Here is a 22,373-nt window from a genome sequence, read left to right on the forward strand (position 1 = left end):
TTCAAAATGGTGACCCTGAATGGAACCTGAACGACTAAAAAAGTTCCGTAGGACCATACAGCGTCATAAGCGCGCTATTGTGACGCCCACCCCAGCTATATACTAGCCGCCGCTTTTTTCGCGGGAACCGACATGAGCCAACATTTCCAGCATGACGTACTGGTCATCGGCAGCGGCGCCGCCGGCCTGACCCTGGCCCTTACCCTGCCCTCGCACCTCAACATCGTGGTCCTGAGCAAGGCCGATCTCAGCAATGGTTCGACCTACTGGGCGCAGGGCGGGGTCGCCGCTGTGTTGGACGATACCGACACGGTCGATTCCCATGTCGAGGACACCCTCATCGCCGGTGCCGGCCTGTGTCGCGAAGATGCCGTGCGCTTCACGGTAGAGCACAGCCGTGCGGCCATCCAATGGCTGATCGACCAGGGCGTGCCATTCACCCGTGACGACGAAAGCGCCCGCGAAGACGGCGGTTTCGAATTCCACCTCACCCGCGAAGGCGGCCACAGCCATCGGCGCATCATCCATGCCGCCGACGCTACCGGCGCCGCCATCTTCAATACCCTGCTGGAACAGGCCAAGAAACGCCCCAACATCCAGCTGCTGGAACAACGGGTGGCCGTCGACCTGATTACCGAGCGCAAGCTTGGGCGCGAGGGCCAGCGCTGCCTGGGCGCCTATGTACTGAATCGCAACAATGGGGAAGTGGACACCTTCCACGCCCGCTTCACGGTGCTGGCCTGCGGGGGCGCCGCCAAGGTCTACCTCTACACGAGCAACCCCGACGGCGCCTGCGGCGACGGTATCGCCATGGCCTGGCGCGCTGGCTGCCGGGTCGGCAACCTCGAGTTCAACCAGTTCCACCCCACCTGCCTCTACCACCCGCAGGCCAAGAGCTTCCTGATCACCGAAGCGGTCCGAGGCGAAGGCGGACTGCTGAAGTTGCCCAATGGCGAACGCTTCATGCAGCGTTTCCACCCTCGCGCCGAGCTGGCCCCACGCGATGTCGTGGCTCGGGCCATCGACCATGAAATGAAGCGCCTGGGCGTGGACTGCGTCTACCTGGACATCAGCCACAAGCCCGCCGAGTTCGTGAAGAGCCACTTCCCCACCGTCTACGAGCGTTGCCTGGACTTCGGCATCGACATCACCCGCGAGCCCATCCCGGTGGTTCCCGCGGCGCACTACACCTGCGGCGGCGTGGTGGTGGACAAGCACGGGCGCACCGACATTCCGGGGCTCTACGCCATTGGCGAGACCAGCTTCACCGGCCTGCACGGCGCCAACCGCATGGCCAGCAACTCCCTGCTGGAGTGCTTCGTGTATGGCCGCTCGGCGGCGGAACACATGCTCGGCCAGCTGGACAAGGTGCGCATGCCCACGCACCTGCCGACCTGGGACGCCAGCCAGGTGACCGACTCGGACGAGGACGTGATCATCGCCCACAACTGGGACGAGCTACGGCGCTTCATGTGGGACTACGTGGGTATCGTGCGCACCAGCAAGCGCCTGCAGCGCGCCCAGCACCGTGTGCGCCTGCTGCTCAGTGAAATCGATGAGTTCTACAGCAACTACAAGGTCAGCCGCGACCTGATCGAATTGCGCAACCTCGCGCAGGTGGCCGAACTGATCATCCGCTCGGCCATGCAGCGGCACGAGAGCCGCGGCCTGCACTACACGCTGGATTACCCGGACCTGCTTCCGGAGGCCAAGGACACTATCCTGGCTCCGCCCACCTTCGGCGACTGAAGCCCAGCGTCACCCGCAACCGGCGATGCTGCTCCTGATCGAGGGCATCCGCCGGAATGCACAGCCCGCTACTCCAGTAAGCCCCCGGAACCCGAAAGCGCAGCATCACCGCCGGCGGCAGCGCCATGCTGTCCGGGCGCAAGCGGATCGGCGTCCAGCCATCCAGCGCGCGCCACAGCTGCCAGCCGTCGTCGTTCAGGCGCAATCCGGTAAAGGCTTTGGGGGATGTCAGGAGAATCTGCCTGGGCAGGCACCAGGCGGCGTGTGCGAAGCAGGCGAGAAAGCCGGCAAGCCGCGCCCACAGGGGAATGTCGGCGAGCGACAAAGCCGCAAAGGCCAGGAAAGACAGGATCAGGTAGAGCACCAGCAGGCGCCGCGATGGGCGCCAGTGGCATTCGAAGGCGTTACTTGGGCTGGACACGATCCAGGATCATGCGAACCATGCGGCGCAGGTCCGCATCTTCCGGTTCGCCGCGCTGCATGAACCAGCCGAACATGTCCTGGTCTTCGCATTCCAGCAGCTTGCGGTAGCGGGCCTGGTCTTCGGCGTCGAGACTCGGATAGACCTCCTGCACGAAGGGGACGAGCAGCACGTCCAGCTCCAGCATGCCGCGACGGCTGTGCCAGAAGAGTCGGTTCAGTTCAATTGAGTCGGCCATCACAGCGCCTCCAGGAATGAGGCGCGCATTATAACCACAGCCGTCGTCCCGGGCACCCGCTGACAAGCCACCAGCGGGACTCTATGATGGCGCCCCAGACTTTTTTCCAGCGATCCGCAATGGCCGACTCAGCATTCTTCTGCCCGCTCACCCATGAAGGCCTGCTCGCCGTCCGCGGCGTGGACGCCGCGAAATTCCTCCAGGGCCAGGTGACCTGCAACCTCAATTACCTGGACCAGGCCACCAGCAGCCTGGGTGCCCGCTGCACGCCCAAGGGCCGGATGACCTCCAGCTTCCGCATCCTCATCGAGGGCGAAGGCCTACTCCTGGCCATGGCCAGCGACCTGGTCGAAACGCAACTGGCCGACCTGAAGAAGTATGCCGTCTTCTCCAAATCCACCCTCACCGACGAAAGCGCCGACTGGGTGCGTTTCGGCCTCAGCCAGGGCGATGGTGCGCTGCTTGCCCTGGGGCTGGACCTGCCACACACCGCCGACAGCGTCGCCCGTGACGGCAAGCTGATCGCCGTGCGTATGGCCGACGGCCGCGCCGAACTCTGGGTGCCCCAGGCAGAGGCTGCTACCGTCGAGGCCCGCCTGGCCGCGCAATTGCCGCAAGCTCCCCTGGATGCCTGGCTGCTGGCGCAGGTACGCGCTGGCGTGGGCCAGGTGTTCAGTGCCACTCGCGAGATGTTCATCCCGCAGATGATCAATCTCCAGGCCCTGGGCGGCGTCAGCTTCAAGAAAGGTTGCTACACCGGCCAGGAAATCGTTGCCCGCATGCAGTACCTGGGCAAACTCAAGCGCCGCCTCTACCGCCTGGCCCTGGCCGCCGGCGAGCTGCCCCTGCCGGGTGCCGAACTGTTCTCCCCGGTCCACCAGAGCTCCGTCGGTGAGGTGGTGCTAGCAGCGCCAGCAACGAACGGTTACGAGCTGCTCGCCGTGCTTCAGGAGGACGCCGTGAAGGATGGCCGCATCCACCTCGGCACTGCCGATGGCCCGACCCTGAGCCTGCTCGACCTGCCCTATACCCTGGACGCTGACCGCGAAATACAACGCTAGCCCGCCCCTGACGAGAATCTCAATGAGCAAGCTTGCCGACAAAGTCCTCCAAGACCTCATCAAAGCGATCGAATGCGATGAACTGGTGCTGCCGACCCTGCCGGAAGTGGCGCTGAAGGTGCGCGAAACCGCCGAAGACCCGAACGCCAGCATCCAGGACCTGACCAAGGTAATCGGCAATGACGCCGCGCTGACCGCCCGCATCATCAAGGTGGTGAACAGTCCGCTGCTGCGCACCAACAAGGAAATCACCGACCTGCAGATGGCCATCAGCCGTCTCGGCATCAACTACACCAGCAACCTCGCCACCGGCCTGGCCATGGAGCAAATGTTCCAGGCCACCACCGACGTGGTCGACCGCAAGATGCGCGAAGTCTGGAACAAGAGCACCGAAATCGCCGGCATCTGCCACGTGCTCTGCCGTCACTACACCCGCCTGATGCCTGACCAGGCCACCCTGGCCGGCCTGGTGCACCAGATCGGCGTACTGCCGATCCTCACCTATGCCGAAGAGCACAACGAACTGCTGGCCGACTCCATCAGCCTCAACCACGTGATCGAGCGCATTCACCCGCTCATCGGCGACCGCATCCTGCGTGCCTGGGAATTCCCCGAGCCGATCGCTGCCGTTCCCAACCAGTATCTGGACTTCAGCCGCAACTCGGCCCGCGTCGACTACATCGACATCGTCCAGGTCGCCACCCTGCAGAGCTACCTCGGCAGCGAGCATCCCTACACCCAACTGGACTGGGCCAAAGTGCCCGCCTTCGCCAAGCTCGGCCTCGACCCGAACGTCGACATGCAGGCGGACGAAGACCTCTCCGCCGCCATGGAAGCGGCCATGGGCATGCTCCAGTAAAAGGCCCACGCGCATTCAGCCATACAGCGCTAGACTCAGCCTTCCCCTGACGTCGCTGGATGGATCCGGATGCGCGTACTCCTTCTCGCCCTCTGCCTGCTGTGCCACGGCTTCGCCGCTGCGGAAGAGGTTCGCCTGACCAATGGCGAATGGGCGCCCTACCTGGGCGCCAAGCTGCCTCATCAGGGCGTGGCGTCGCGCATCGTCGAAGAAGCTTTCGCCCTGGAAGGGATCAAGGTGAATTGGGAGTTCTATCCCTGGGCCCGCTCGATGCACCTGGCCGAACGCGGCGAACGCGCCGGTACCGCCGTCTGGCTGCGCAGCCCGGAACGGGAGCAACGCTTCTTCGTCAGCGACCCGGTCGTGGAAAGCAGCTACTACCTGTTCCACCGCAAGGATCGCCCCCTCGACTGGAAACGCATCCCCGACCTCAAGGGCATACGCCTCGGCGGTGCGATTGGCTATGACTACGGGGCGACCTTCCAGCAGGCCGAGCGCAGCGGCCAGATCCAGGTCAAGCGCCTGAGCGGTGAGGAACAAGGCCTGCGCATGGTCCTGGCCGGACGGCTCGATGCTTTTCCAATGGACAAGGTGGTCGCCTTCGCCCTCCTCAACGACAAGTTCAGCTCCGCCGAGCGCAAGCAGATGAGCTTTCATCCCCTCCCCCTGCGCAGCGACAGCCTGCACCTGATGCTCTCCCGCGAGGTGCCCGGCAACGCCGAGCTGATCGCCCGTTTCAACCAGGGGCTGGCCCGCTTGCGCGAAAGTGGCAAGGTTGCCCAGTACCTGATGGAAGTCCAGCAGCCGCTGAGCCTCGCGCCTTAGGTGTTGGGAATATCTCGTAGGAGCTAGCTTGCTAGCGAAAAGGGGCCATTCGCTGGCAAGCCAGCTCCTGCAGGGGCAACCCCGCATCACATGGCATGGCATCACGCCGGCGGGAAACTCACCCGCACCTTCAATCCACCACTGTCACCATCGTGCAGGCTGATTTCTGCCTGATGCGCACGGCAGATCTCACCGACGATGGCCAGCCCCAGCCCTGCACCCCCGCTCTGGGCATTGCGGCGATAGAAGCGCTGGAACACCTTGTCGCGCTCCTCGGGCGGAATGCCGCTGCCGTCGTCCTCGACCTCCAGCAGCGCAGGTGAACGCACCCGCAGGATCACGTTGCCGCCCTTGGGCGTATGGGCCAGCGCGTTGTCCACCAGGTTGCAGAGCAGCTCGTTGAGCAGGGTCGGCTCGCCCATCACCCAGACCTGATCTTCCGCCTCCAGGGCAAGAGCGATACCACGGGCATGGGCCAGGGGCGCCAGCGCCATGCCCAGTTCCCTGGCCAGTTGGCCCAGCTCGATGCGTTCGGCACCGCCTTCGGCGATGGCACGCGCACCGCTTTCGATTCGCGCCAAGGACAGCAACTGATTGGCCAGGTGAGTCAGGCGATCGGTGTTCTGCGCTGCCTCCTCAAGCGTCGAGCGCCAGACCGCCGGTTCGTGCTCGCGCAAGCCCAGCTCCACCCGCGCCTTGAGGGCGGCCAGCGGCGTGCGCAATTCATGGGAAGCATCGGCAATGAAATCCGCCTGGCGCTGGAACAGTCCGCGCAAACGTTCGGTGAACTGGTTGAGCGCATCTACCAGAGGACGCAACTCACGCTGCACCGCGACTTCCGGCAAGGGACGAAGGTCATCCGCCTGACGCTCTTCCACCGCCAGGCGCAGCTTGTTCAAGGGACGCAGGGCGGCGCTGACGGCCAGCCAGACCAGCACCAGTGCCGCCACCACCAGCAACACCAGGCGCCAGATGCTGTCGACCAGCAGGCCCCGGGCGAGGCGCTCACGGGCGCTTTCGGTTTCCGCCACGCGGATTTCCGCAATGCCATTCAGCCTGGGCTCACTCACCGGCTGCAGCAGGCTGACCACGCGCACGCCCGTGCCTTCGTACTCGGCGTCGTAAAAGCGCGCCAAGGCGGGGTAATCGTCCGTGCGAAGGGTGCCCGGCGGTGGCGCCGGCAGGTGGTCGTAGCCGGACACCAGTTTCCCGTCCGGATCGATCACCTGGTAGAAGATGCGCCCGGCACTGTCGTAGGCGAAGACATCGAGCGCCACGTAGGGCACGTCCGCACGCAAGCGACCATCGGTCTCATAGAGGCCATCGGCGATAGCCCGAGCCGAGGCCAGCAGCGTGCGGTCGTAGGCCGTGTCGGCGGCCTCGCGGGCGTTCCAGTAGGAACTCAGGCTGGCGATCAGCAGCAGCACACCCAGCATCAACGCCAGACGCCGCAGCAGCCGCCCGCGCAGGCTCCCGGCTTCACGCATCCTGGCTCTCCAGCAGGTAGCCCAGGCCCCGGAAAGTGACGATACGCACTGCGCTGCCTTCCAGCTTCTTGCGCAGCCGATGGATGTAGATTTCGATGGCATCGGGACTGGCTTCTTCGTCCAGGCCGAAAACCTGTGAGGCCAGTTGCTCCTTGCTCATCACGCGCCCCGGCCGCGCGATCAGCGCTTCCAGCACCGACTGTTCCCGTGACGTCAGGCTGAGGATTTCGTCCGCCAGGCTGAAACGCCGCGTGCCCAGGTCATACACCAGCGCGCCGCAGCGTTGCTGTTGCTCGCCCCCGAGAACACTGCGTCGCAGCAGCGCCTTCACCCGCGCTTCCAGCTCGGTGAGTTCGAAGGGCTTGGCCAGGTAATCATCGGCACCGAGATTCAGGCCATGGACCCGGTCTTTCACCTCGCCGCGGGCGGTCAGCATCAGCACCGGGAGTGTCTTGCCGCGCCCACGCAGACGCGCCAGCACCTCGAAGCCGTCCATGCGCGGCAAGCCGACGTCCAGAACCGCCAGCGCGTAGTCCTCGCTGGCCAGCGCCAGGTCGGCGGCGACACCGTCGTGCAATACGTCCACCGTCCAACCCGCGCCCTTGAGCACCTGGGCAACGCTCTCAGCCAACTGTGGATGGTCTTCGACCAGCAGGATTCGCACGACAAAGTCTCCGGAATGGCAGCGATCGCTCAGAAGTTTAACGGTGCGCCAGCCTCTGTGAACGACATGACGACTTTCTTTCACGCTGAAAGGCTGGCGAAAGTTTCACTGCATAGCATCGCGACAGGGTGGCAAGTACCACCCCCTAAAAGCCGGCCCGTGGTTGCGCCGGCTTACAAGAACAACAATGGAGACCACTCGATGCTCACTGCCGCACGGCAGGCGCTTCCGCCTGTTTGCACACTCAGCCTCGCCATCGCTGGCTACACCCTGGCCACCCCGGCCCATGCCGAGTTCATCAAGGACAGCTCGGCGACCCTCGAAGCCCGCAACATCTACCTCAATCGCGACTTCCGCGACGGCAGCGGCCAGTCCAAGCGCGAAGAATGGGCTCAAGGCTTCATCCTCAATATCGAATCCGGCTACACCGAAGGCACTGTCGGCCTTGGCCTCGACGCGCTCGGCATGCTCGGCATCAAGCTCGACTCCGGCCCCGGCCGCAGCGGTACCGACCTGCTGCCAGTGCAGGACGACGGCGGCACTCCGGATGAATACAGCAAGCTCGGCCTGACCGCGAAAATCCGCGCCTCGAAGAGCGAGCTGCGGCTGGGAACGCACATTCCAGAGCTGCCGGTGGTGAAAGCCAGCGACAGTCGCATCCTGCCCCAGGTCTTCGAGGGCGGCCTGCTGAGTTCGAAGGAAATCAGCAACCTGACCTTCACCGGCGGGCGCCTGTCAGAGGTCAAGGACCGCGCTTCCACCAACTCCGAAGATCTGGCCATCAGCAACAAGAACAAGCGCTTCGCCGCTGCCGCCACAGGGGATCATTTCGACCTTGCCGGCGCCGACTACGCATTCAACCCGCAACTCACCGGCCGCTATTACTTCGCCGAGCTGGACGACGTCTATCGCCAGAACTTCTTCGGCCTGCTGGCCACCCAGCCACTCGGCGCCGGCGTGCTGAGCGCCGACCTGCGCTACGCCATCAGCGATGACAGCGGCCGCGCCGAGGCCGGCAAGGTGGACAACCGTGCCCTCAACGGCATGGTCAGCTACGGACAGGGCAGCCACAAGTTCGGCCTGGGATACCAGCGCATGAGCGGTGACACCGGCTTCGCCTACATCGACGGCAGCGACCCGTTCCTCATCAACTTCGTGCAGATCAACGACTTCGCCAACGCCGACCAGCGTTCCTGGCAAGCCCGCTACGACCTGGACTTCGCCGCCATGGGCGTGCCGGGCCTGAGCTTCATGACCCGCTACATCACCAGCGACAACGCCGAGGTCACCAACAGCCTTGATGAAGGCCGCGAGTGGGAGCGCGATGTCGAGTTCAAGTACGTGGTGCCCAACGGCAGCCTGAAGAACCTCACTTTCCGCGCCCGCCACGCCGGATTCCGCTCCAACTTCGCCCGCGATGCGGATGAACTGCGCCTGATCGTCAGTTACGCGCTGCCCATTTGGTGAACCACAATAAAACTCCACAGGAGAACCCCGATGAAAACTGCCCTCTCCCGCATCGCCCTGATCACCTCCGGCCTGTTGTTGTCCACCCAGCTGATGGCCGAGCCCAAGCGCCCCGAGTGCATCGCCCCGGCCAAACCCGGCGGCGGCTTCGACCTCACCTGCAAGCTGGCGCAGAGCGGCCTGAAGGATGAAGGCCTGCTCAAGGCCCCCATGCGCGTGACCTACATGCCCGGCGGCGTCGGCGCCGTGGCCTACAACGCAGTGGTCGCCCAGCGCCCGAAGGACGCCGGCACCATCACCGCCTTCTCCTCCGGCTCCCTGTTGAACCTCGCGCAAGGCAAGTTCGGCCGCTATGACGAGAACGCCGTGCGCTGGCTGGCGGGCATCGGCACCGACTACGGCGCCATCTCCGTGCGCGCCGACTCCCCCTACAAGACCCTCGGCGAACTGGTCGAAGCGGTAAAGAAAGACCCGGCCGCCATCGTCTTCGGCGCCGGCGCTACCATTGGCGGCCAGGACTGGATGCAGACCGCCTTGATCGCCCGCGCCGCCGGCATCGACCCGCAGAAACTGCGCTACGTAGCCTTCGAGGGCGGCGGAGAAACCCTTACCGCCATGCTCGGCGGTCATGTGCAGGTCACCAGCAGCGGCCTGGGGGAAATCACGCCGCAGCTCGCCGCCGGCAAGATTCGCATCCTCGCCGTGCTGTCCGATCAGCGCCTGCCCGGCAAGCTGGCGGAGATTCCCACCGCCAAGGAACAGGGTTTCGACATCGTCTGGCCGGTGATCCGTGGTTTCTACATGGGCCCGGAGGTGAGCGACGAGGACTTCAACTGGTGGAAGCAGCAGTTCGACACCCTGTTGGCCAGCGACGAGTTCGGCAAGCTGCGTGAACAGCGCGACCTGTTCCCCCTGAGCCTCACCGGCGACCAGTTGAAGGCCTACGTCTTCGACCAGGTGAAGCAATACAAGCAACTCGCTGGCGAATTCGGCCTGGCGCAGTAAACGCCTGATCCCTCCCCTCTCCGACACGGGGAGGGGATTACATCCTTTCTGGGTATTCCGCCATGTACGTACGAATCTTCGCTGCGGTCTGGCTGCTCGTCTGCACCGTGCTCGCCGTGGTCGCCTGGGGCTTCCAGGCCCCCTTCAGCTACGACCCGGTCGGCCCGCGCGCCTACCCCCTGCTGCTGCTGTTCCTGATGGCCACCGCTGCAATCTGGCTGATCTACAAGCCAGGCGATGCCGACAACCTGCCGATCTCCTGGCCACTGGCGCGCAAGGTGGCCCTCTGCGTGTTCGCCCTGTTCGCCTATGCACTGCTCTTCGAACCCCTTGGTTTCATCGTCAGCACCTCCCTGGTCGGCTTCGGCCTCGGCGTGCTGTTCATGGGGCGACCGCTGGCCAGCCTGGTCAGCGGTGTGCTGATGGGCGTGCTGCTCTACGGCCTGTTCGACTACCTGCTGGATGTCCCGCTGCCCCTGGGCCTGCTGGCATTCATGGAGAACTGAGATGGAAACCCTGAACTTCCTGGCCCAGGGCTTCGATGTCGCCCTGCGCCCGATCAATCTGCTGGTAGCGCTGTTCGGCGCGTTCGTCGGCACCGTCGTCGGTCTGCTTCCGGGTCTTGGGCCGATCAATGGCGTGGCCATCCTCCTGCCTCTGGCCTTCGCCCTCGGCCTGCCGCCGGAAACCGCATTGATCCTGCTGGCCGCCGTGTACCTGGGTTGCGAATACGGCGGGCGCATCTCGGCGATCCTGCTCAACGTACCGGGTGACGCCGCGGCCATCATGACCACCCTCGATGGCTACCCGATGGCGCGCCAGGGCAAAGCGGGCATCGCCCTCTCGCTGTCGGCCATGAGTTCCTTCATCGGCAGCACCATCGCCACCATCGGGGTCGTGCTTTTCGCTCCGATTCTGGCCAACTGGGCGGTGGCCTTCGGACCCGCCGAGTATTTCGTGCTGATGGTCTTCGCCATCGCCTGCCTGGGCGGGATGGTCGGCGACAAGCCGGTCAAGACGCTGCTCTCGGCCCTGATCGGCCTGGGCCTGGCCACCGTTGGTGTGGACGCAACCACCGGCGTCTATCGCTTCACCTTCGACAGCGTTGGCCTCTCCGACGGCATCCAGTTCGTGATCGTCGTCATCGGCCTGTTCAGCGTCAGCGAAGTACTGCTGATGCTCGAACACACCGCTACCGGCCAGCAAGCGGTCAAGGCCAGCGGACGCATGCTGTTCAACTTCAAGGAGTTCAGTTTCACCTGGTGGAGCAGCGTGCGCAGCTCCTTGGCGGGCTTCGTTATCGGCGTGCTGCCGGGCGCCGGCGCCACCATCGCCAGCGCCATCACCTACATGAGCGAAAAGCGCATGGCAGGTAGCTCCGGTCGCTTCGGCGAGGGCGACCTGCGTGGTGTGGCAGCACCGGAAGCCGCCAACAACGCATCGGCCTGCGGTTCGCTGATTCCCATGCTGACCCTCGGTGTACCGGGCTCTGGCACCACCGCCGTAATGATCGGCGCCCTGACCCTGTACAACATCACGCCCGGCCCGCTGCTGTTCGAGCAGCAGCCTGATGTGGTGTGGGGCCTGATCGCCTCGCTGTTCATCGGCAACGTCATCCTGCTGGTGATGAACATCCCGCTGGTGGGACTGTTCGCACGCATGCTCAGCGTTCCGACCTGGATCCTGGTGCCGGCGATCACCATCGTCAGCGTGGTCGGCGTCTACGCCGTGCACAGCACCACCTTCGACCTGGTGCTGATGGCCGCCCTCGGTGTGTTCGGCTACCTCCTGCGCAAGATGGACTTCCCGCTGTCGTCGCTGATCCTCGGTTTCGTCCTGGGTGAGCTGATGGAGTCCAACCTGCGCCGAGCCCTGTCCATCACCGACGGTGACCTGGGCATCCTCTGGAGCAGCCCGATCACTATCGCGCTGTGGGTGCTGACCGCGATCATGCTGGCCCTGCCGGGTATCCGCTGGATGCGTGCACGCCGCACCAAGGCGGCCCTGGCCAATGCCTAAGTGGTTGCTGACGCCGCTGGTGGGTGCCGCCGGTGGCTGGCTGGCCAGCCTGATTGGCTGGCCGCTGCCATGGATGGTGGGCTCGCTGCTGGGCGTTATCGCCGTGCGCTGCATCGGCAACCTGCCGCTGGCGGAAGTCCCTGGCGGTCGCAAATGCGGTCAGTGGGTGGTCGGCATCGGCATCGGCATCGGCCTGCATTTCACCCCGGCGGTCATCGAGCAGGTGCTGGCCAATAGCGCGATCATCCTGGTCGGTGCCGTGGCCACTACCCTCTCCAGCGTCATCGGTATCAGCCTGATGCTGCGCAGCGGCGAGGATCGCGCCACCGCCTTCTTCGCCAGCATGCCCGGTGGTGCCAGCGAGATGGTCAACCTCGGCCAGCGCAATGGCGCGGTGCTCAGCCGCGTCGCCGCTGGCCAGAGCCTGCGCCTGTTGCTGGTGGTGCTGAGCGTGCCTGCGCTGTTCCAGCTGTTCGTTGGCGTGCCTGCCACACAGCACCAGGTGGCACAGGTCGACTGGAGTTGGCTTGCCCTTCTGCTGGGCGGTGGCGCGTTGCTGGCGATGCTGATGCAACGCTTTCACCAGCCCAATCCCTGGCTGATCGGCCCATTACTGGTGAGTGCCGCGATGAGCATCGGCTTCGACCTGCAACTCGGTCTACCGCAGGGCGCCAGCCAGCTGGGCCAATGGCTGATCGGCAGCGCCCTGGGCTGCCACTTCGACCGCGCATTTTTCCGTCGGGCGCCCTCCTTCATCGCCCGTACGCTGTTCGCCACTGCCCTGGGCATGGCCTTTGCCGCGCTGGCAGCGGAGCTGCTCGGGTGGCTGGATGGGCTCGATCACCGCTCGCTGATGCTGGGCATGATGCCAGGTGGCATCGCCGAGCTCAGCCTGACCGCGGAAGCCCTGCAACTCTCGGTGCCGCTGGTCACCGCCCTGCAGGTGCTGCGATTGCTATTGGTGCTGTTCCTCGCCGAACCGGTGTTCCGGCGCTGGACGAAACAAGAGAGCCACGCTTAGCCCGCCTTGTGCGGGCTTTTTTTATTCTTCTGCAACATCCGGTTGCGGCCACCGGTCCACAGGAAATGAGACGCGCCTATGCTCTCCCCTATTCGCTGGTCGCCCAAGGCTGACTTTCATGTCCGGACGCATGGCTGCATTCCGCTATTCGCTGCTCGCCACAGCCATCCTGCTGCTGGTCGCCTGCAGCCGCCTCGACCTGGCCTACCGCAATCTTGACCTGGTCATCCCGTGGTGGATCAGCAAATACATCACTCTCGATGACAGCCAGGAAGCCTGGATGACACCACGACTGCAAAAGCACCTCGCCTGGCACTGCAGCACGCAACTGCCGGAGTACGTGGCTTGGCTGGAACAACTCGAGCAGATCAGCCAGCGCCCGCAACTAACCGCCACCGACCTGCGCGGCCAGTTCGTGCAGGTGCGCAATGCCGTGCACGACATCTCCGTACAAGTCACCCCTACGGTGCTGGGCCTGGCGAAGGGCCTTTCGCCCAAGCAGATGGGCGAATTCTATGTCGCCATGGACGAACGCAATGCGGAACTTCGCGAAGAGCACGTGGCGCCGCCCCTGAAGGCGCAGGTGACAGCCAGGTCGCTGCGGATGCGCCAACGCGTCGAGGAATGGATGGGGCCTTTGCGGGCGAGCCAGGTGGCGCGAATCGATACCTGGGCCAGAGGCCAGGGCGATTACAACCGCATCTGGGCGGAGAACCGCGAGAACTGGCAGAAGGAGGTGCGCAACGCCCTGTACGTTCGCCATGCCTCGAACTTCCCGGCGCGCCTGACTGCTTTGCTGCAGGAACCGGAAGACGCCTGGACGCCGGAGTACCGCAAGGCCTATCCGGCCGCGGAAAACGCCCTTGCGCAGTTGCTCACCGACCTGTTCAACAGCGCCGATGAGCGCCAGCGCAATGCGCTGCGCGAATACATTGGCGAAATGGTCACCGACCTCAAAGGGCTGGAGTGCTTTCCCGACTGAACCCGACCTCAGAGGTCGGGCAGGCTCCAGTTGATCGGGTCCATGCCGTGCTGGGCGAGGAACTTGTTGCAGCGGCTGAAGTGGCCATTACCGAGGAAGCCCCGATAGGCCGACAGCGGCGAGGGATGCGCCGATTTCAGGATCAGGTGCTTGGTAGGGTCGATCAGCCGTTCCTTGCTCTGCGCGTGGGAGCCCCAGAGCAGGAACACTAGACGCGGACGGCTCTGGCTCACGACTTCGATGACCTTGTCGGTGAAGGGCTGCCAGCCGGCAGCGGCGTGGGAACCAGCGCGAGCCTGCTCGACGGTGAGGGAGGTATTGAGCAGCAACACACCCTGCTCCGCCCAGGACTGCAGGTAGCCGTGGGAAGGAATCTCGATATTCAGGTCGCGCTTGAGTTCCTTGTAGATGTTCTGCAAGGACGGCGGAGTCGGCACGCCCGGCTGAACCGAGAAACACAGACCATGCGCCTGACCCGGCCCGTGGTAAGGGTCCTGGCCGATGACGACCACCTTCACCTGCTCCAGCGGAGTGGAGTTCAGGGCATTGAAGATCAAAGGTCCGGGCGGGAAGATCACCTTGCCGGCGTTCTTTTCCTGGCGCAGGAAGTCTCCCAGGGCCTTCATGTAGGGCTTTTCGAACTCATCCCGCAGGGCTTCTTTCCAGCTCTCTTCGAGCCTGATCCGGTCGTCGCTTTCAGTCATCGCTCTATCTGTTCCGTGGCGGTTGCCGGGGCGCTTCCCGCCCGATGGTCGGGCACCCTAAGAAATGCCCACTACCCTTGTCAATCAAGGACGTCTGGAGCAAGCCCACATGGATAATCGTCACGACACGGTGAAACTCGCGCTCTACGAGCGCTTTCTCAAGGACGCCGGCGCGCTGCCGCCAATGCCTGAGGCCTCCCTGCGCCTGCGCCAATTGCTGACGAGTGACACCCCCTCCCACGAGCAGGCCAGTGCCCTGCTGGAGAACTTCCCCAACCTGGTCGAACGATTGATGGAGTTCGCGGCCCTGCCCCTGCTCGGACACATCCAACCCGGTGCGCGGCTGCTGGACGTGGTCAGGCAACTGGATGGCAGGCGCCTGGTCAACCTGGTGCTGGCGTTCGAGTTGCACCAGTTGTTCGAAGGCGACGAACCCAGCCTGCGCAAAGTCTTCAACAAGCGCTGGCACCTCAGCCTGCAACGCGCCGCCGTGAGCGCCGGCCTGGCCCAGCACCTGCCCCACCTGGAGGAAGAAGACGCGCTGCTGGCAGGCCTGCTTCAGGACATCGGCAGCCTGCCGCTGCTCAGAGAGCTGCACCAATGGCCACAGGTGTCACGCCTGGAAGTCGACGTGCAACGGCTCTGCGAACAGCTCTCGGCCGAAGTCGGCGTGCTGTTGCTCAGCGCCTGGAAATTGCCGACCAGCCTGCAGGACTGTGCACGCCTGCGCCGCGACTGGTGCCGCCAGCACAAGGGCGCGGTTGACCTCGCTGACGTGGTGCAGGTCGCCAGCCAACTGCTGGAAGAACCCCGCAACGATGACCGCCTGGCACGACTACCGGCCTACCAGCGCATGGAACTGCCGACGCCCCAGGTGCTCCGCGCCGAACTGGCCGAGGTGGTCGCGCTGTGGCTCAAGCTGTTGGGCGGCAGGCCGCCGGAGGCGGATTGATCCTGCTGTAGGGGCCCAGGAGCCTTGTAGGAGCTAGCTTGCTAGCGAAACGGGGCCATTCGCTGGCAAGCCAGCTCCTACGGGAAACCCCAAGGGCGAACCTGTGATCCGCTTGGCGATTGAAATCGCCCCTACAGGAACGCGAATCACCCCTGATGCAACACCCGGTAATGACTGGGCGCCATGCCCACCACCTTGCGGAACAGTCGCGAGAAGTAATAGACGTCCTCATAGCCCAGTTGCTCGGCGATCTGCTTCACACCGCGGTCGCCCTCATCGAGCAGACGGCAGGCATGGGCCATCTTCAGCTGGATGAAATCCTGGATCGGCGCATGGCCGGTCAGGGCACGGTAGGTCTTGGCGAAGTGGAAGCGCGACAGCTTGAACTGCGCCGCCAACTGATCGAGGTTGAGGCTGTCGTGCAAATGGGCGCGCATCACCGCTTGCACCGCGTCCACGTCCAGTACGCGGCCTGACTTCAGATACCCCCGCACGGGCAGTATCGCGAGGGACGTCAGCAGGGTCTGTAACTGATGCGCGGCATGGACGAAGTGCGGCAGGTTCAGGCCCTGCTTGCGCAACCCCAGCAAGGCGTCGAAATCCGCCAGCAACCGAGGCTGCACGCCGATCCGGCGCAATGCCGATTTCCCCAGCGGGCGCAGGTAGTCCTCCACCAGCTCGCCTTCGAAATGCACCCAGTAGATGCTCCACGGCCGCTGCGCATCCGCGCCGTAGGCATGGACCTGTCCCTTGGGCAACAGCAGCAGGTCGCCACCGCCCACCTCGAATCGTCCATCCCCACTGTCCAGCCAGCCCTGTCCGGACCGGCAGTAGATCAACAGGTTGTCCTCGGGCTGATGCCGTTCCATACGGTGCCCCAGCGCCTCCGGGTAGTAGCCCAGGGCCAGTGGATAACAGGCAGAAGTCAGCGGGTGGCGGGCCAGCAGGCGACGCAGGCGGGGCGGCGTGGTGAAGCGCACGCCATTGGCCGGCAAAGGCCAGTTGGAGGTCTCGACGGAGCGGCTCATGTGGATTCTTGTAGTGGCCTGCAATGCCAAGATCGTCCATCCCGCAGCCAAGATCGTCAATCCACATCCGGATCGGCGGCCGCTATAAGGGCAAGAAACAACAAGGTCCCGTCTCACGGGTGGAGGACCAGATGCCCCGGACAATTCCGCAGTTGATCGACGGTGAGTGGCGCGACAGCCGTGCCCGCGAGCTGATCGAAATCACCGACCCGGCGACCCAGGAAGTCCTCGCCCTCGCGCCCAAGGCCACGGCGGAGGAAATCGAAGCCGCCGTCGCCAGCGCCAAGCAGGCCTTCCTCACCTGGCGTGAAGTGCCGGTCCCGGAGCGCGCCCGGTTGATGCTGCGCTACCAGCAGTTGCTCAAGGAGCATCACGACGAACTCGCCGAACTGCTGGCCAGCGAGACCGGCAAGACCTTCGCCGATGCCAAGGGCGATGTCTGGCGGGGCATCGAGGTGGCCGAGCACGCCGCCAACGTGGCCAGCCTGATGATGGGCGAGACGGTGGAGAACGTCGCCCGTGAAATCGACACGGCCAGTTGGGTGCAACCCTTGGGCGTGTGCGTCGGAATCACACCCTTCAACTTCCCGGCGATGATCCCGCTGTGGATGTTTCCGCTGGCCATCGCCTGCGGCAATACCTTCGTCCTCAAGCCCTCGGAGCAGGACCCGCTGACGCCCAACCGCCTCGCCGAACTGTTCCTCGAAGCCGGCGCCCCCAAAGGCGTCCTGCAGGTACTCCACGGCGGCCGCGAACAGGTGGACGCCCTGCTCACTCATCCCGATGTGCGCGCCATCTCCTTCGTCGGTTCGGTCCCGGTGGGTCAGCACATCTACCGCACCGGCACGGCCCATCTGAAGCGCGTGCAAGCCTTCGCCGGTGCGAAGAACCACATGGTGGTGCTACCCGATGCCCACAAGGATCAGGTGCTGAGCAACCTGGTGGGTGCGAGCTGCGGAGCTGCCGGCCAGCGCTGCATGGCCATCAGCGTGGCCATCTTCGTTGGCGAGGCGCGTGAGTGGATTCCGGACCTGGCCGCGCAAATGGCCGAACTGCGCCCGGGCCACTGGAAAGACGCCCATTCGGCATTCGGCCCCTTGATCAGCCAGCAGGCTCGCCAACGCGTCCTGCGCCTGATAGCCGAAGGCAAGGCGGAAGGTGCTCAATGCCTGCTCGACGGCTCGCAGTGCGAGGTGCCTGGATATCCGAACGGCAATTGGCTTGGCCCCACCCTCTTCAGCGGCGTAACCGCGAAGATGGGCCTGTACCGCGAAGAAATCTTCGGCCCGGTGCTGGTGTGCATGGAGGTGGACACCCTGGAAGACGCCATCACACTGGTGAACGCCAACCCGTACGGCAACGGCACCAGCCTGTTCACCCGTTCCGGCGGCGCCGCCCGGCACTTCCAGCATGCGGTGGAAGTCGGCCAGGTGGGGATCAACGTCCCCATCCCCGTGCCCCTGCCGTTTTTCTCCTTCACCGGCTGGAAAGGCTCCTTCTATGGCGACCTGCATGCCTATGGCAAACAGGCGGTGCGCTTCTACACCGAGACCAAGACCGTCACCTCCCGCTGGTTCGATGACAGCCCGGTCACCGGTCCGAACATGACCATCCACCTGAAGTAGCGGCGAGGCGCCCGGCTGCGCCACGGGACCGAGCAAAGGCAGACGACATATGGATTTCGACCTCACCGAAGAACAACGCTTGCTGGTGGACAGCGCCCGCGCCTTCGCCAGCCATGAACTGGCACCATCCGCCGCAGACTGGGACCGCAACCACCACTTCCCGCTGGAGGTGATACGTCGTGCTGCGGAACAGGGCTTCCTGGCGCTCTATATCGCCGAAGAGGATGGCGGCCTGGGCCTTTCCCGACTGAGCGCCGCGCTGATCTTCGAACAGCTCGCGGCAGGCTGCGTGGCCACAACCGCCTACCTCACCATTCACAACATGGCCACCTGGATGCTCGCGTCCTTCGGCGACGCCGCGCTGAAGGCGCACTGGCTGCCCGGACTGATCAGCGGCGAACTGCTTGCCTCGTACTGCCTGACGGAGCCGGATGCCGGCTCCGATGCCGCCCACCTGCGCACCCGCGCTCGCCGCGATGGCGACCACTACGTGCTGGACGGCAGCAAGTGCTTCATTTCCGGCGCCGGCAGTACGCAAGTCCTGATCGTCATGGCGCGTACCGGACAGGAAGGCGCCAAAGGTATTTCCTGCTTCCTGGTGCCAGCCGATGCCGAGGGCATCCGCTATGGCCGCAATGAAGACAAGATGGGCTGGCGCGCCCAACCTACCCGCACCATCACCTTCGAAGCTGTGCGCATTCCCGTCGCCAATCGCATCGGCCCGGAAGGCCAGGGCTTCGTCTATGCGATGAAGGGCCTGGACGGCGGCCGTCTGAACATTGCCAGCTGCTCCCTCGGCGCCGCCCAGGCGGCCCTGGAACAGAGCCTGCGCTATGTCGAGGAACGCAAACAATTCGGCAAGCCGCTGGCCGACTTCCAGGCCGTGCAGTTCAAGCTCGCCGACATGCTCACCGCGCTCACAGCCAGCCGGCAGATGGTGCGCCTGGCCGCTCACCGCCTGGACCATCGCCATGCCGAGGCCAGCCTCTACTGCGCGATGGCCAAGCGTTTTGCCACCGACCAGTGCTTCGAGCTGTGCAACGAGGCCCTGCAACTGCATGGCGGCTACGGTTACCTGAACGACTATCCTCTGGAGCGCTGGGTACGGGATACCCGGGTGCACCAGATCCTTGAAGGCACCAACGAGATCATGCGCGTCATCGTGGCGCGCCGTTTACTGGAACAAGGCGGAGCCATCGACCGCCTGCTGTAAGGAGATGCACATGTCTACCGCCGTTGAACCCTACCAGCCCGGAATTTTCGACCTCACCCACAAGCTGACGGTGGAAAAGCACGGCCACACCGCGCTGATCACCATCAATCACCCGCCCGCGAATACGTGGGACCGTGAGTCGCTGATCGGCCTCAAGCAGTTGATCACGCACCTCAACCACGACGACCAGATCTACGCGCTGGTGGTGACCGGCCAGGGGCCGAAGTTCTTCAGTGCGGGGGCGGACCTCAACCTCTTCGCTGATGGCGACAAGGCGCGCGCCCGCGAAATGGCCCGCCGCTTCGGCGAGGCGTTCGAATCCCTGCGGGACTTCCGTGGCGTATCCATCGCCGCGATCAACGGCTACGCCATGGGCGGTGGCCTGGAATGCGCCCTGGCCTGCGATATCCGCATCGCCGAACGCCAGGCACAGATGGCCCTGCCGGAAGCGGCGGTTGGCCTGCTGCCCTGCGCCGGCGGCACCCAGGCGCTGTCCTGGATGGTGGGTGAAGGCTGGGCCAAGCGCATGATCCTCTGCGGCGAGCGCGTGGATGCGGAAACCGCCCTGCGCATCGGCCTGGTGGAACAGGTGGTGGACAGCGGCCAAGCCCGTGGCACCGCCCTGCTGCTGGCCGCCAAGGTGGCGCGGCAGAGCCCGGTGGCGGTACGCACCATCAAGCCGCTGATCCAGGGTGCCCGGGAGCGTGGGCCGAACAGCTGGTTGTCGGAAGAGCGCGAACGCTTCGTCGACCTGTTCGACGCCGAGGACACCCGCGAAGGCGTCAACGCCTTCCTGGAAAAGCGCGACCCGCACTGGCGCAACAAATGACCTCGAGCCCGACGAGAACGATCATGAATGTGAGTTTCGAAGAACGCAGCGGCCATCACGGCGCGCGCATCGGCATCGCCAGCCTGGATGCCGAGACCAGCCTCAACGCCCTTTCCCTGCCGATGATCGAGGCCCTGGACGCCAAACTGCGCGCCTGGGCCGATGACCCGGAAATCGTCTGCGTGCTGCTGCGCGGCAACGGTCCCAAGGCGTTCTGCGCCGGTGGGGATGTCCGCAAGCTGGTGGACGCGTGCCGCGAGCATCCCGGCGTGGTGCCGCCGCTGGCAGGCCGCTTCTTCGCTGATGAGTACCGCCTCGACCACCGCATCCACACCTTTCCCAAACCGCTGATCTGCTGGGCCCACGGCCATGTGCTGGGTGGCGGCATGGGGCTGATGCAAGGCGCGTCCATCCGCATCGTCACGCCCTCCAGTCGCCTGGGCATGCCGGAAATCAACATCGGCCTCTACCCGGACGTGGGCGGAAGCTGGTTCCTCGCCCGCCTGCCGGGCAAGCTCGGCCTGTTCCTCGGTCTCGGCGCCGCAACCATCAACGCCCACGATGCCCTGGACCTCGACCTGGCCGACCGCTTCCTGCTGGAGGATCAGCAGGAAGCCCTGGTCGCAGGCCTGGTCCAGCTGAATTGGCGCGATCACCCCGAAGCCCAGCTCAACAGTCTGCTCAAGGCACTGGAACACGAAGCCCGCGGCCAACTGCCGGAAGCTCAATGGCTGCCACGACGCCAGCGTATCGACGATCTGCTGGATGTGCCCGACGTGGCGGCCGCCTGGAAGGCCATTGCCGCCTTGCAGCATGACAGCGACGTGCCCCTGGCACGCGCCGCCAAGACCCTGGTTGGCGGCTGCCCGCTCACGGCGCACCTGGTGTGGGAACAGATACGCCGCGCAAAGCACCTGTCGCTGGCCGAAGTCTTCCGCATGGAATACGCCATGAGCCTGAATTGCTGCCGCCATCCGGAGTTCCCCGAGGGTGTGCGGGCCCGACTGATCGACAAGGACAACGCCCCGCGCTGGCACTGGCCGGATGTGGCGGCCATTCCCCGTACGGTGATCGAGGCCCATTTCGAGCCGGTGTGGGAAGGCCGGCATCCGCTGGACGATCTCTGACAACTCGCCCGCCGCCACCGCGCCGGGCCCAGGAGAAGCACGATGAGCAAGATCGCCTTTATCGGACTGGGCCACATGGGCCTGCCCATGGCCCGCAACCTGCTCAAGGCCGGCCATGAACTCAAGGTCTACGACCTGGTTCAGGCCGCCGTCGACGAGCTGGCGGCCGAGGGCGCCAAGTCGGCCCGGGACGCTCGCGATGCCGTCAGCGGAGCCGAGGTCGTCATCACCATGCTGCCGGCGAGCAAGCATGTGGAAGGCCTGTTGCTGGGTAGCGACGGATTGCTCGAATCCATTCCCCCCGGCAGTGTGGTGCTGGAATGCTCGACCATCGCTCCGGAATCCGCGCGCAAGGTTCACGCCGCCGCCAAGGCGAAAGGCATCGAGTTGCTGGACGCTCCGGTGTCAGGCGGCACGGCAGGCGCTGCGGCCGGCACCCTGACGTTCATGGTGGGCGGCGAGGCGGCGACACTGGAAAAGGCGCGGCCGGTCTTCCAGGCCATGGGCAAGAACATTTTCCACGCGGGTCCCGACGGCGCCGGCCAGGTGGCCAAGGTCTGCAACAACCAGCTGCTGGCGGTGCAGATGATCGGCACCGCGGAGTCCATGGCCCTTGGTGTGGCCAACGGCCTGGACCCGGCTGTACTGGCCGAAATCATGCGCCAGAGTTCGGGCGGCAACTGGGTGCTGGAACGCTACAATCCCTGGCCCGGGGTCATGCCCAACGCACCGGCGAGCAAGGACTACGATGGCGGCTTCATGGCAGAACTGATGACCAAGGACCTTGGACTGGCTCAGGAAACGGCACAGGGCAGTCTTTCCAGCACGCCGATGGGTGCCCTGGCGTTGCAGCTCTACCGTCTGCTGCTCAAGCAGGGCAAGGGCAGGAAAGACTTCTCGGTGGTGCAGAAGCTGTTCACCGAATGAGGACAGCTTTTCTGTAGGACCGAGGGGGACGCCCAGTTCTTGCTCGCGAAAGGTCGTGCTCGGACTGTTCGCGAGCAAGCTCGCTTCTACAAGTTCGGCAAGTCCTGAGAGCGTGGTCATCAGTCATCGGCTCTGCCTGGGGCAGAGCGAACGTTCCCTTGCTCGCGAAC

22 protein-coding genes are annotated in these 22,373 nt (G+C 64.8%); 16 read left to right on the forward strand and 6 right to left on the reverse strand.

Going from position 1 to position 22,373, the window contains the following annotated elements; genetic code table 11:
• The first annotated feature begins 132 nt into the window (after positions 1-132).
• Positions 133-1,749 (forward strand): L-aspartate oxidase, encoded by a 1,617-nt coding sequence (gene nadB, locus DM872_RS19310; RefSeq protein WP_179060982.1) that lies wholly within the window; start codon positions 133-135, stop codon positions 1,747-1,749.
• Here nadB and DM872_RS19315 read toward each other — a convergent pair.
• Positions 1,718-2,170, reverse strand: coding sequence for a protein YgfX (locus DM872_RS19315; RefSeq protein WP_179060983.1), 453 nt, complete (start codon positions 2,168-2,170; stop codon positions 1,718-1,720). The genes nadB and DM872_RS19315 overlap by 32 nt on opposite strands.
• On the reverse strand, positions 2,154-2,408 hold the full coding sequence (locus DM872_RS19320; RefSeq protein ID WP_151132420.1) for an FAD assembly factor SdhE: 255 nt from the start codon (positions 2,406-2,408) through the stop codon (positions 2,154-2,156). Before DM872_RS19320 ends, DM872_RS19315 begins: the two co-directional genes overlap by 17 nt.
• A gap of 119 nt (positions 2,409-2,527) precedes the next feature.
• On the opposite strand from DM872_RS19320, the gene ygfZ reads away from it, so the two are divergent.
• The 3 genes from ygfZ to DM872_RS19335 all read left to right on the forward strand — a co-directional run bounded on the left by ygfZ (position 2,528) and on the right by DM872_RS19335 (position 5,153).
• Positions 2,528-3,469 carry a CAF17-like 4Fe-4S cluster assembly/insertion protein YgfZ gene (gene ygfZ, locus DM872_RS19325; protein ID WP_179060984.1) on the forward strand — a complete coding sequence of 314 codons (942 nt, stop codon included), beginning with the start codon at positions 2,528-2,530 and terminating at the stop codon, positions 3,467-3,469.
• A 22-nt stretch (positions 3,470-3,491) separates the two neighbouring features.
• Entirely contained in the window at positions 3,492-4,328 is an 837-nt protein-coding gene (locus DM872_RS19330) for an HDOD domain-containing protein (protein WP_179060985.1), read from the forward strand.
• Between the two features lie 69 nt (positions 4,329-4,397).
• Positions 4,398-5,153 (forward strand): substrate-binding periplasmic protein, encoded by a 756-nt coding sequence (locus DM872_RS19335; RefSeq protein WP_179060986.1) that lies wholly within the window; start codon positions 4,398-4,400, stop codon positions 5,151-5,153.
• A gap of 101 nt (positions 5,154-5,254) precedes the next feature.
• Here the strand turns inward: DM872_RS19335 and DM872_RS19340 are convergent, their stop codons facing one another.
• The gene (locus DM872_RS19340; protein WP_179060987.1) at positions 5,255-6,640 is read right to left on the reverse strand and encodes a sensor histidine kinase; all 1,386 of its coding nucleotides are present in this window, start codon (positions 6,638-6,640) and stop codon (positions 5,255-5,257) included.
• Positions 6,633-7,304 (reverse strand): response regulator, encoded by a 672-nt coding sequence (locus tag DM872_RS19345; protein ID WP_077527432.1) that lies wholly within the window; start codon positions 7,302-7,304, stop codon positions 6,633-6,635. Before DM872_RS19345 ends, DM872_RS19340 begins: the two co-directional genes overlap by 8 nt.
• Before the next feature lie 201 nt (positions 7,305-7,505).
• On the opposite strand from DM872_RS19345, the gene DM872_RS19350 reads away from it, so the two are divergent.
• The 6 genes from DM872_RS19350 to DM872_RS19375 all read left to right on the forward strand — a co-directional run bounded on the left by DM872_RS19350 (position 7,506) and on the right by DM872_RS19375 (position 13,798).
• A complete protein-coding gene (locus DM872_RS19350; RefSeq protein ID WP_179060988.1) occupies positions 7,506-8,771 on the forward strand; it encodes an OprD family porin in 1,266 nt (421 codons plus the stop codon).
• A gap of 30 nt (positions 8,772-8,801) precedes the next feature.
• Positions 8,802-9,776, forward strand: a complete 975-nt coding sequence (locus DM872_RS19355; RefSeq protein WP_179060989.1) for a Bug family tripartite tricarboxylate transporter substrate binding protein — start codon at positions 8,802-8,804, stop codon at positions 9,774-9,776.
• 62 nt (positions 9,777-9,838) lie between these two features.
• The gene (locus DM872_RS19360) at positions 9,839-10,282 is read left to right on the forward strand and encodes a tripartite tricarboxylate transporter TctB family protein (protein WP_179060990.1); all 444 of its coding nucleotides are present in this window, start codon (positions 9,839-9,841) and stop codon (positions 10,280-10,282) included.
• Between the two features lies 1 nt (position 10,283).
• A complete protein-coding gene (locus tag DM872_RS19365; protein WP_179060991.1) occupies positions 10,284-11,795 on the forward strand; it encodes a tripartite tricarboxylate transporter permease in 1,512 nt (503 codons plus the stop codon).
• The gene (locus DM872_RS19370; protein WP_179060992.1) at positions 11,788-12,816 is read left to right on the forward strand and encodes an AbrB family transcriptional regulator; all 1,029 of its coding nucleotides are present in this window, start codon (positions 11,788-11,790) and stop codon (positions 12,814-12,816) included. The genes DM872_RS19365 and DM872_RS19370 overlap by 8 nt, the downstream gene beginning before the upstream one ends.
• Positions 12,817-12,934: 118 nt before the next feature.
• On the forward strand, positions 12,935-13,798 hold the full coding sequence (locus tag DM872_RS19375; protein ID WP_179060993.1) for a DUF6279 family lipoprotein: 864 nt from the start codon (positions 12,935-12,937) through the stop codon (positions 13,796-13,798).
• Between the two features lie 8 nt (positions 13,799-13,806).
• Here DM872_RS19375 and ung read toward each other — a convergent pair whose 3' ends face one another.
• A complete protein-coding gene (ung, locus tag DM872_RS19380) occupies positions 13,807-14,502 on the reverse strand; it encodes a uracil-DNA glycosylase (protein WP_077527440.1) in 696 nt (231 codons plus the stop codon).
• Positions 14,503-14,611: 109 nt separating this feature from the next.
• Here ung and DM872_RS19385 point away from each other — a divergent pair, with 109 nt between their 5' ends.
• The gene (locus DM872_RS19385) at positions 14,612-15,454 is read left to right on the forward strand and encodes an HDOD domain-containing protein (protein ID WP_179060994.1); all 843 of its coding nucleotides are present in this window, start codon (positions 14,612-14,614) and stop codon (positions 15,452-15,454) included.
• A 146-nt stretch (positions 15,455-15,600) separates the two neighbouring features.
• On the opposite strand, the gene DM872_RS19390 is transcribed toward DM872_RS19385, so the two are convergent.
• Positions 15,601-16,482, reverse strand: coding sequence for an AraC family transcriptional regulator (locus tag DM872_RS19390; protein WP_179060995.1), 882 nt, complete (start codon positions 16,480-16,482; stop codon positions 15,601-15,603).
• 131 nt (positions 16,483-16,613) lie between these two features.
• On the opposite strand from DM872_RS19390, the gene DM872_RS19395 reads away from it, so the two are divergent.
• The 5 genes from DM872_RS19395 to mmsB are packed head-to-tail and all read left to right on the forward strand — an operon-like array spanning position 16,614 to position 22,203.
• Complete coding sequence (locus DM872_RS19395) at positions 16,614-18,107, forward strand: CoA-acylating methylmalonate-semialdehyde dehydrogenase (protein WP_179060996.1); 1,494 nt, start codon at positions 16,614-16,616, stop codon at positions 18,105-18,107.
• Positions 18,108-18,156: 49 nt separating this feature from the next.
• Positions 18,157-19,320, forward strand: a complete 1,164-nt coding sequence (locus DM872_RS19400) for an isobutyryl-CoA dehydrogenase (RefSeq protein ID WP_179060997.1) — start codon at positions 18,157-18,159, stop codon at positions 19,318-19,320.
• A gap of 10 nt (positions 19,321-19,330) precedes the next feature.
• Entirely contained in the window at positions 19,331-20,149 is an 819-nt protein-coding gene (locus tag DM872_RS19405; RefSeq protein WP_179060998.1) for an enoyl-CoA hydratase, read from the forward strand.
• Between the two features lie 23 nt (positions 20,150-20,172).
• Positions 20,173-21,276 carry an enoyl-CoA hydratase/isomerase family protein gene (locus DM872_RS19410; protein WP_179060999.1) on the forward strand — a complete coding sequence of 368 codons (1,104 nt, stop codon included), beginning with the start codon at positions 20,173-20,175 and terminating at the stop codon, positions 21,274-21,276.
• A gap of 42 nt (positions 21,277-21,318) precedes the next feature.
• Entirely contained in the window at positions 21,319-22,203 is an 885-nt protein-coding gene (gene mmsB, locus DM872_RS19415; protein WP_179061000.1) for a 3-hydroxyisobutyrate dehydrogenase, read from the forward strand.
• The last annotated feature ends 170 nt before the right edge of the window (positions 22,204-22,373 follow it).

Origin of the sequence: Pseudomonas taiwanensis (genome assembly GCF_013393345.1) — a bacterium.
In the GTDB taxonomy this organism is placed as follows: Bacteria; Pseudomonadota; Gammaproteobacteria; order Pseudomonadales; family Pseudomonadaceae; genus Metapseudomonas; species Metapseudomonas resinovorans_C.

What these genes read in the sequence shown, in the direction of transcription:
- DM872_RS19385 (WP_179060994.1), top strand. Translation starts at nt 14,612, where the DNA reads ATGGATAATCGTCACGACACGGTGAAACTCGCGCTCTACGAGCGCTTT.
- DM872_RS19320 (WP_151132420.1), bottom strand. Translation starts at nt 2,408, where the DNA reads ATGGCCGACTCAATTGAACTGAACCGACTCTTCTGGCACAGCCGTCGC.
- ung (WP_077527440.1), bottom strand. Translation starts at nt 14,502, where the DNA reads ATGACTGAAAGCGACGACCGGATCAGGCTCGAAGAGAGCTGGAAAGAA.
- mmsB (WP_179061000.1), top strand. Translation starts at nt 21,319, where the DNA reads ATGAGCAAGATCGCCTTTATCGGACTGGGCCACATGGGCCTGCCCATG.
- DM872_RS19405 (WP_179060998.1), top strand. Translation starts at nt 19,331, where the DNA reads ATGTCTACCGCCGTTGAACCCTACCAGCCCGGAATTTTCGACCTCACC.
- DM872_RS19355 (WP_179060989.1), top strand. Translation starts at nt 8,802, where the DNA reads ATGAAAACTGCCCTCTCCCGCATCGCCCTGATCACCTCCGGCCTGTTG.
- ygfZ (WP_179060984.1), top strand. Translation starts at nt 2,528, where the DNA reads ATGGCCGACTCAGCATTCTTCTGCCCGCTCACCCATGAAGGCCTGCTC.
- DM872_RS19330 (WP_179060985.1), top strand. Translation starts at nt 3,492, where the DNA reads ATGAGCAAGCTTGCCGACAAAGTCCTCCAAGACCTCATCAAAGCGATC.
- DM872_RS19375 (WP_179060993.1), top strand. Translation starts at nt 12,935, where the DNA reads ATGTCCGGACGCATGGCTGCATTCCGCTATTCGCTGCTCGCCACAGCC.
- DM872_RS19410 (WP_179060999.1), top strand. Translation starts at nt 20,173, where the DNA reads ATGAATGTGAGTTTCGAAGAACGCAGCGGCCATCACGGCGCGCGCATC.
- DM872_RS19340 (WP_179060987.1), bottom strand. Translation starts at nt 6,640, where the DNA reads ATGCGTGAAGCCGGGAGCCTGCGCGGGCGGCTGCTGCGGCGTCTGGCG.
- DM872_RS19360 (WP_179060990.1), top strand. Translation starts at nt 9,839, where the DNA reads ATGTACGTACGAATCTTCGCTGCGGTCTGGCTGCTCGTCTGCACCGTG.
- DM872_RS19370 (WP_179060992.1), top strand. Translation starts at nt 11,788, where the DNA reads ATGCCTAAGTGGTTGCTGACGCCGCTGGTGGGTGCCGCCGGTGGCTGG.
- DM872_RS19395 (WP_179060996.1), top strand. Translation starts at nt 16,614, where the DNA reads ATGCCCCGGACAATTCCGCAGTTGATCGACGGTGAGTGGCGCGACAGC.
- DM872_RS19335 (WP_179060986.1), top strand. Translation starts at nt 4,398, where the DNA reads ATGCGCGTACTCCTTCTCGCCCTCTGCCTGCTGTGCCACGGCTTCGCC.
- DM872_RS19350 (WP_179060988.1), top strand. Translation starts at nt 7,506, where the DNA reads ATGCTCACTGCCGCACGGCAGGCGCTTCCGCCTGTTTGCACACTCAGC.
- DM872_RS19365 (WP_179060991.1), top strand. Translation starts at nt 10,284, where the DNA reads ATGGAAACCCTGAACTTCCTGGCCCAGGGCTTCGATGTCGCCCTGCGC.
- DM872_RS19400 (WP_179060997.1), top strand. Translation starts at nt 18,157, where the DNA reads ATGGATTTCGACCTCACCGAAGAACAACGCTTGCTGGTGGACAGCGCC.
- DM872_RS19390 (WP_179060995.1), bottom strand. Translation starts at nt 16,482, where the DNA reads ATGAGCCGCTCCGTCGAGACCTCCAACTGGCCTTTGCCGGCCAATGGC.
- nadB (WP_179060982.1), top strand. Translation starts at nt 133, where the DNA reads ATGAGCCAACATTTCCAGCATGACGTACTGGTCATCGGCAGCGGCGCC.